5 protein-coding genes are annotated in these 6,536 nt (G+C 72.8%); 2 read left to right on the top strand and 3 right to left on the bottom strand.

Translation table 11 applies throughout. The features are described from left to right. Nucleotides 1–341: 341 nt before the first annotated feature. Nucleotides 342–2,597 carry a cytochrome c oxidase assembly protein gene (locus JWR81_RS12855; protein ID WP_297650946.1) on the bottom strand — a complete coding sequence of 752 codons (2,256 nt, stop codon included), beginning with the start codon at nt 2,595–2,597 and terminating at the stop codon, nt 342–344. Nucleotides 2,598–2,666: 69 nt separating this feature from the next. On the opposite strand from JWR81_RS12855, the gene JWR81_RS12860 reads away from it, so the two are divergent. Then, nucleotides 2,667–3,380, top strand: a complete 714-nt coding sequence (locus JWR81_RS12860) for a class I SAM-dependent methyltransferase (protein ID WP_297650948.1) — start codon at nt 2,667–2,669, stop codon at nt 3,378–3,380. A 7-nt stretch (nt 3,381–3,387) separates the two neighbouring features. Here the strand turns inward: JWR81_RS12860 and JWR81_RS12865 are convergent, their stop codons facing one another. Both JWR81_RS12865 and JWR81_RS12870 read right to left on the bottom strand, forming a co-directional pair. Beyond that, nucleotides 3,388–5,370: a bifunctional diguanylate cyclase/phosphodiesterase gene (locus tag JWR81_RS12865; protein WP_297650950.1), complete on the bottom strand. Its 1,983-nt coding sequence runs from the start codon at nt 5,368–5,370 to the stop codon at nt 3,388–3,390. A gap of 36 nt (nt 5,371–5,406) precedes the next feature. Further along, nucleotides 5,407–6,207, bottom strand: coding sequence for a protein phosphatase 2C domain-containing protein (locus JWR81_RS12870; protein ID WP_297650951.1), 801 nt, complete (start codon nt 6,205–6,207; stop codon nt 5,407–5,409). A gap of 146 nt (nt 6,208–6,353) precedes the next feature. On the opposite strand from JWR81_RS12870, the gene JWR81_RS12875 reads away from it, so the two are divergent. Beyond that, on the top strand, nt 6,354–6,536 hold a 183-nt coding region (locus tag JWR81_RS12875), incomplete at its 3' end, for a TetR-like C-terminal domain-containing protein (protein WP_297650953.1).

Here is a 6,536-nt window from a genome sequence, read left to right on the forward strand (position 1 = left end):
ACCCGATCAACGCGACGGGGTCGCGCCACCGAGCAAACAAACTGGCATAAAACCAATTCAAACAATAGCTCGACACACTGTTGAGTTCTCAAAAGACACACGCACACCATCGACCACCGCTAGGTGACGCTCCGGGGCTGTGTTCCCACCGTACACCTCAGGATCGCAGTGGATCCCGGGGCCCGGGTGGGGCGGCCAGCGGAGCCTGTTGACCGGGGCCCTGAGGCCTTCGTTCTGTCCGGCGTCCCGCTGACAAAGAGAAAGTTACGCGAGGGGTTGACAGCACGTCAAATCGCCCCCCTCAAACCCTGCCTGACCTGCGGAAACAGGCCTGAAACATGTCACTGAGCGTTGTCGTCCTGTTCATGTGACGCGACGAGCGGTCGCCCCGAAACGGCCCCCGCGACCCCGTCCAGGGACCCCTCCGACACGTCCTGAGCTGCGACGACACCGGACGCCCCGGGTGTGGCGGGCGCCGATCCCGCACCGGCGGACGTGCTGGAGGACAAGTTCGTGTGACCTGGGGAACAATCGTTTTCATCGCTCTCCGCGACGAACGGGGCCTCTGCCGTCGCCAGGCGGCGCAGCATGGCGTTGTAGGCCCCCAGGTCGGCATCACCGTCGGCATCGGCCCGGCGATCATCGCGTCGGGCCGACCGCTCGTCCTGGCGCGACCACTGGACCAGCAGCGTGATGACGACGAGCAGCAGTGGCACCTCACCTGACGCCCACGCCAGCCCGCCGCCCAGCTGCTGGTCACGCAGCGGATCGCTCAGCCACGGCAGTGCCAGCGTCCGGTAGAAGCCGCCCCCGATGACGCTCTTGGAGCTCATCAGTGCCACGCCGAAGAACGCGTGGAACGGCACGGACGCGAACACGATGCCCAGCCGGGCCGCGGGTGGCAGCCGCCGCGGCGCAGGGTCCACCCCGATGATCGGCCAGAAGAACAGGCTTCCCACCAGGAGGAAGTGCAGGTTCATGAGCACGTGCGCCCAGTGCTCGGTGAGCGCCGTGGCGAACAGGCCGGAGAAGTAGAGGGCGTAGTACGAGCCCACGAACAGCGGCAACGACACGAGCGGATGCGACAGGAAGCGTGCCACCGGCGAGTGGACGGCCGCGAGGATCCACTCCCGCGGGCCCGGCGGCCCCGCGCGTCCCGCCGGCGGCAACGTGCGCAGCGCCAGCGTGACGGGTGCGCCCAGCACCAGCAGGATCGGCACGAGCATCGCCAGGATCATGTGCTCGCCCATGTGGACGCTGAACATCGCGGGCGCGTACTTGCCGATGCCTGAGCTCGTGGCGATCAGCAGCCCCACGCAGCCCGCCATCCATGCGATCGTGCGCCCGGTGGCCCAGGCGTCCCCGCGCCGGCGCAGCCGCCGGATCCCGATCGCGTAGACGACGGCCATCAGCACGGCCGCGGTCCCGAAGATCATGTCGAACCGCCAGTCGAACGCGAGGCGCGCGAGCGTCGGCGGCCCGTCGAGGTCGTAGCCGATGACCACTGCCGTGCGCGACGGGACCTCACCGGTGTCGGGTGGCGCGCTGCGGCCGAGTGCGACGGCGAGCCCGATGGTCGCGAGCATCAGCAGGACCTCGACACCGCCGAGGCGCAGCAACGCCCGCGGTTCGCCTCGTGACGCGGCATCGACCGACGACCGCCGGTGCGCTGCTCCGAGCGCCCCGAGCAGGAGCAGGGCGACGACCTTGCCCAGGATCAACGCCCCGTAGGTGGACCCGACCATGTCCGACAACGGGATGCGCACCAGCGCGTTGACGACGCCGGTGACCGCGAGCGCGAGCCAGCACACCAGCGCGAGCCTGGAGAACCGCGGGACGGCCGTGGCCAGCGCCGCCCGGTGGTCCGGGCCGCGCCGCGCGGCGAGCGCGAGCACGGCCACCAGCCCGCCGACCCACAGCGAGGCGGCCAGGACGTGCAGCACCAGGCTGTCGGTGGCGACGTCGTGCGCGCCACCCGCCGAGGAGTGACCGGTCAGCGCCACGGGCAGCGGCCCGATCAGCGCGAAGCCGAACAGGACGGTGGACCAGCCCCACGTCAGCACGGTGCGGCAGCCCATCAGGACGAGCACGGCCACGAGCGCCGTCAACGCCCATGACGTGGCGGCGGCCAGCTTCGGCACGAGCGAGACGAGCAGCCCGGGGTCGAGCACGTCGCCCACCGGCCTGCCCAGCGCGTCGGCCACGCTCAGCGGCACCAGCAGCACCGACGCAACGACCCAGCCCGCGGCCGGCCACGACGCCGTCCGGAGCGCGCGGTAGCCGGTCACGTCGAGATAGCCGGATCGTTGGGGCGGCACGAGGAACGCCGCGAACAGCGTGGCCCCGATGGTCAGGACCATGAACGACTCGGCCGCCGCCCGCACCACGGGCAACCCGACGGACGTGAGCGTGCCCGGGTCGGGCAGGCCCAGCGAGGCGATCGGACGGGCCCCGGTCAGGGCGGTGAGGCCGCCCGCCACCAGGAGGGCGACGAGGATGCCCAGCCCGACGAGGCCCCCCACACCCGAGGCGGGTCGCGCCTGCGGCGCCGGTGCTTTCGGGGGTGGGCCGGCCGGATCGACGGTCGCTTGCGCCATGTCCCCAGGCTATGCCCGTCTTCCGACACCCGGCGCCCGGTGCGCGTCGCCGCTGCCAGACTCCCGGGCGTGAACGACTCCGGGTCCTGCGTCGACGGTGCAGCCGAGCGTCTGCTGGGCGTTGCGACGGACGTCGCCGGCCACCACCCGCTCCCCTGGGTCGCGGCGCCGCTGCTCGGCGCCGACCGGGTGCTGGACCTGTGCTGCGGCACCGGCCCGCTGGCCGACCACCTGCCGGCAGGCCGGTGGATCGGGCTGGACGCCGTCCCGGGACCACGCCGCCCGCTGCTGCGCGGCGCGCCGACGTCGATCCCGTTGCGGGACAACGCGGTCGACGGCCTCGCGATGATGCTGGTGCTGCCCCGGCTCCCCGATCTGGACGCCGTCTTCGCGGAGGTCCGCCGGGTGCTGCGACCCGGTGGGACACTCGTGCTGCTGGTCCCGTCGGCGTCGGTCCGGTCGCTGAGGGAGCTGCGTGCCGCCCGGCTCCTCGGTCCCGTCCACCGCACGGGATGGCCTCACCGCTCGGCGCTGGACCGGGCGGGCTGGCTGCTGCAGGCCGCCGACTTCGCGGTGCTCGGCGACGACCGTGTGTCGTTCGCGCTGCCGGTGCCCGACGCCGACGGGGCGCGGCGTCTGGTGGCCGACCTCCCGCGAGCCGGGCTGTGGCCGCCCGGCGCGCCCGCGGATGTCCTGGCGACGGCGTCCGCGCGGCTCGCCGGACGCGCCGGCGCCGGAGTGGTTCTGCCGGTGCCGCTGCGACGGATCGTGGCCCGCCGCTGATCCGGAGTCAGGTGGCGGAGGCGCTGCGCGGGGCGCGGCTGAGCAGGTCGGTCAGCGGGCGCGGCCTGCCGAGGTGGTAGCCCTGGCCGTGGTCCACGCCGAGCGTACTGAGCAGCACCACCAGCTCGGCGCGGTCGACCTGCTCGGCCACCGTGGTCATACCGAGCTGCTCGCAGACGCCGATCACCGCCGTGACCAGTGCCCGGTCGACGCGGTTGTCGTCGAGCTGACGCACGAAGTCGCCGCCGATCTTCACCGACGTGAAGCGCAGGTGCTTGAGGTAGGTGAACGACCCGAAACCCGACCCGAAGTCGTCGAGCGCGAAGCCGCACCCCGCCTCGATGAGCTGCGTGGCGAGGCGCCGGGCGGCGTCAAGGCTCGCGACGGCGGCCGTCTCGGTGATCTCCAGGCCGAGCCGCTGCGGTTCGACGCCCGCCTCGTCGAGCAGCGCGAGGATCCACCCGCCCAGCTCGTCGTCCTCCAGCGAGCGGGCGGACATGTTGACCTCCAGCCGCAACCCGGTGGCCCGGGCACGCGGTGCGGCCAGCGCGCGGATGGCGCGGTGCAGCACCCACCGGTCGAGGTGCAGGACGAGGTCGCTGCGCTCGGCGGCCGGCAGGAAGTCCGCCGGACCGAGGACGGGCTCGAGGCCGTCGCGCAGGCGGATGAGCAGCTCGTGACGGGTGATGGCGCCGGTGCGCAGGTCGACGATCGGCTGGGCGTCGAGCGTCATCGTGTTCTCGTCCAGCGCCGCCGCCACCCGCTGCAGCAACGACACGCGGCGGACGGCCTGGTCGTACTGGTCGGGCAGGAACATCCGCGCGCGGTTGCGCCCGCCGCGTTTGGCCTCGTACAGCGCGAGGTCGGCGTGGGACAGGCTGCTCTCGACGTCAGGGGTCACGCGCGCCACCCCGATGCTGACGCTCACCCGCAACGGGGAGCCGCCGTCGTTGATCGGCGCCCGGCTGATGGAGTCGCAGAGCATCTCTCCCAGCGCGAGCCCGGCCACGGCGTCGCAGCCGGGAACGACGACGGCGAACTCGTCGCCACCGAGGCGTCCCAGGAGGGCGTCCGGGCCGATGCGCGCGGTGAGCGCGGCCGCCAGCGACCGCATGACGTGGTCGCCGACCGCGTGGCCGCGCAGGTCGTTGATGTCCTTGAAGTTGTCGACGTCGATGAGCAGCAGCGCGGCCTCGTGCGGCTCCGCGGCGCACTCGGCGAGGCGCGCGGTGAAGCGGCGCCGGTTGGCCACACCCGTCAGCGGGTCGTGCTCGGCGAGGAACGCGAGCTCCTGGCGGGCGCGGTGCTGCTCGGTGACGTCGCGCGCCGCGCCCAGCACCCGCGTCGGTGCACCCGCGGCGTCCACCACGACCTCGCCGAAGAACTCGAACGTGCGGGGGCCCGATCCGTCGGCCAGCTCCAGACGAGGCGTGAAGGTGAACGTGCCGCCGGTGCGCAGCCCCTCGGCCAGCGCCGCCTCCACCGTCGGGACATCGTCGGGATGCACCATGGCGCGGAACGCCTCGAAGTCGAGGCCGTTGCCCTCCGGCACCCCGAACAGCCGGAGCAACCCGTCCGACCAGTGCACGCTTCCCTCGAGCGGGTCCCAGTCCCAGGTGCCCATGCCGGCCAGCGTCTCGAGGCGGGAGAGCCGCCACTGGGCCGCCCGATCGCCGAGGTCCTGGTCGTGGCGCTCGGTCTCGTCGGTGATCTCGTAGAGCAGCGTGGGGTCACCCGGGCCGAGGAGCCGGCAGGTCACCTGCCACCAGCGGTCGCCGCCCACCGGCGACGGCCATCGCACCGACGTCCACCGGGCGCCCGGGCGCATGCCCCGGAGCTCCTCCAGCGCGGAGCACGGGCCCTCCCACGTGCCGCCGAAGGGCGCCACGAGCCTGCGCGCGGCGTCGTTCAGCCAGCGGACCCCCCCGTCCTGCGCCACCACGAGCGCCACCGAGGTGCGCGCGGCGACATAGGCACCGGTCAGCTGCATACGGTCATAGTGCCAAGCCGCTCAGGCGGCTGCGAACTACGAGCCGGTCGGGGGTGCCGCCGCCGCGCCGACGACGAGCGTTGCAGCGTCCTCAGCCGGAGGCTCGTCAACCAGGTCGGCGACGATGCACGTGATGTTGTCGGGGCCGCCTCCCGCGTTGGCGATTTCGATCAATCGGGCGACGGCGGCTTCGCGGTTCTGCTCGCCCGCCAGCACCTCCCGCACGGCGTCGTCGTCGAGTACTGCGGTGAGCCCGTCGGAGCAGATGAGGTAGCGATCGCCCGGGCGCGCCTCGTGGAAGAACAGGTCGGGTTCCGGCGAGCTGCTGTCCTGCAACGTCTTGACCAGCCACGACCGGCGGGGATGGGTGGCCGCTTCCTCCTCGGAGATGCGGCCCTCGTCCACGAGCGTCTGGACGAGTGTGTGGTCGCGCGTCAGCCGTACGAGCCCGCCGTCGCGGAGCAGGTAGGCGCGGGAGTCGCCGATGTGCGCGATGCCGATTCGCGTGCCGTCGACCAGGAACGCGACCACCGTGGTGCCCGTGCCCCGCAGCTCGGGGTCGTCCTTGGCCAGGCCGGTGAGCCGGGCCGCCGCGTCCTCGAGCGCCGTGCCGAGGACGGCGAGCAGGTCGACGTCGGCGAGATCCGTGTCGCCCAGCCTGGCCGCGGCGTCCACGACTGCGCCGACGGCAACCGAGCTGGCCACCTCACCGTGGGCGTGGCCCCCCATGCCGTCGGCGACGACGAGCAGGCGCGGGCTGGTGGCGGCGGAGTCCTGGTTCATCTGCCGGCGCTGGCCGACGTCGGAACCGGCCGCGGAGCGCAGCGTCGGTGACATGACGCCAGCCTCTCACGCTGTGAACACGCTTCGTCACCAGGCAGGAGCGAGTGTCGATCACGGGTTTGCGCACGTCACTACTCCGCGTGCCTCACCGATCGGCAGGCCGCCGGACCCGTCGGCCTTTCGCAGGGAGCGGGATCCCGATGAGCACGACCGCACGGGCGGTGTCCCCGTGCTCGTGCAGATCGCCACGACCGCGCGCGGCACAGGACGCCGGCCAGATCCGGGCCGACCTCGACATGACGGTGGCGGTCGAGATGCTGGTGGGGCCGCCGTACCACCGCGGGCTGCTGCGCACCGGACCGCTGACGGAGGCCGACGCCGAC

The organism is Pseudonocardia sp. (assembly GCF_025965585.1).
Classification (GTDB): Bacteria; Actinomycetota; Actinomycetes; order Mycobacteriales; family Pseudonocardiaceae; genus Pseudonocardia.

What these genes read in the sequence shown, in the direction of transcription:
- JWR81_RS12855 (WP_297650946.1), bottom strand. Translation starts at nt 2,597, where the DNA reads ATGGCGCAAGCGACCGTCGATCCGGCCGGCCCACCCCCGAAAGCACCG.
- JWR81_RS12865 (WP_297650950.1), bottom strand. Translation starts at nt 5,370, where the DNA reads ATGCAGCTGACCGGTGCCTATGTCGCCGCGCGCACCTCGGTGGCGCTC.
- JWR81_RS12870 (WP_297650951.1), bottom strand. Translation starts at nt 6,207, where the DNA reads ATGTCACCGACGCTGCGCTCCGCGGCCGGTTCCGACGTCGGCCAGCGC.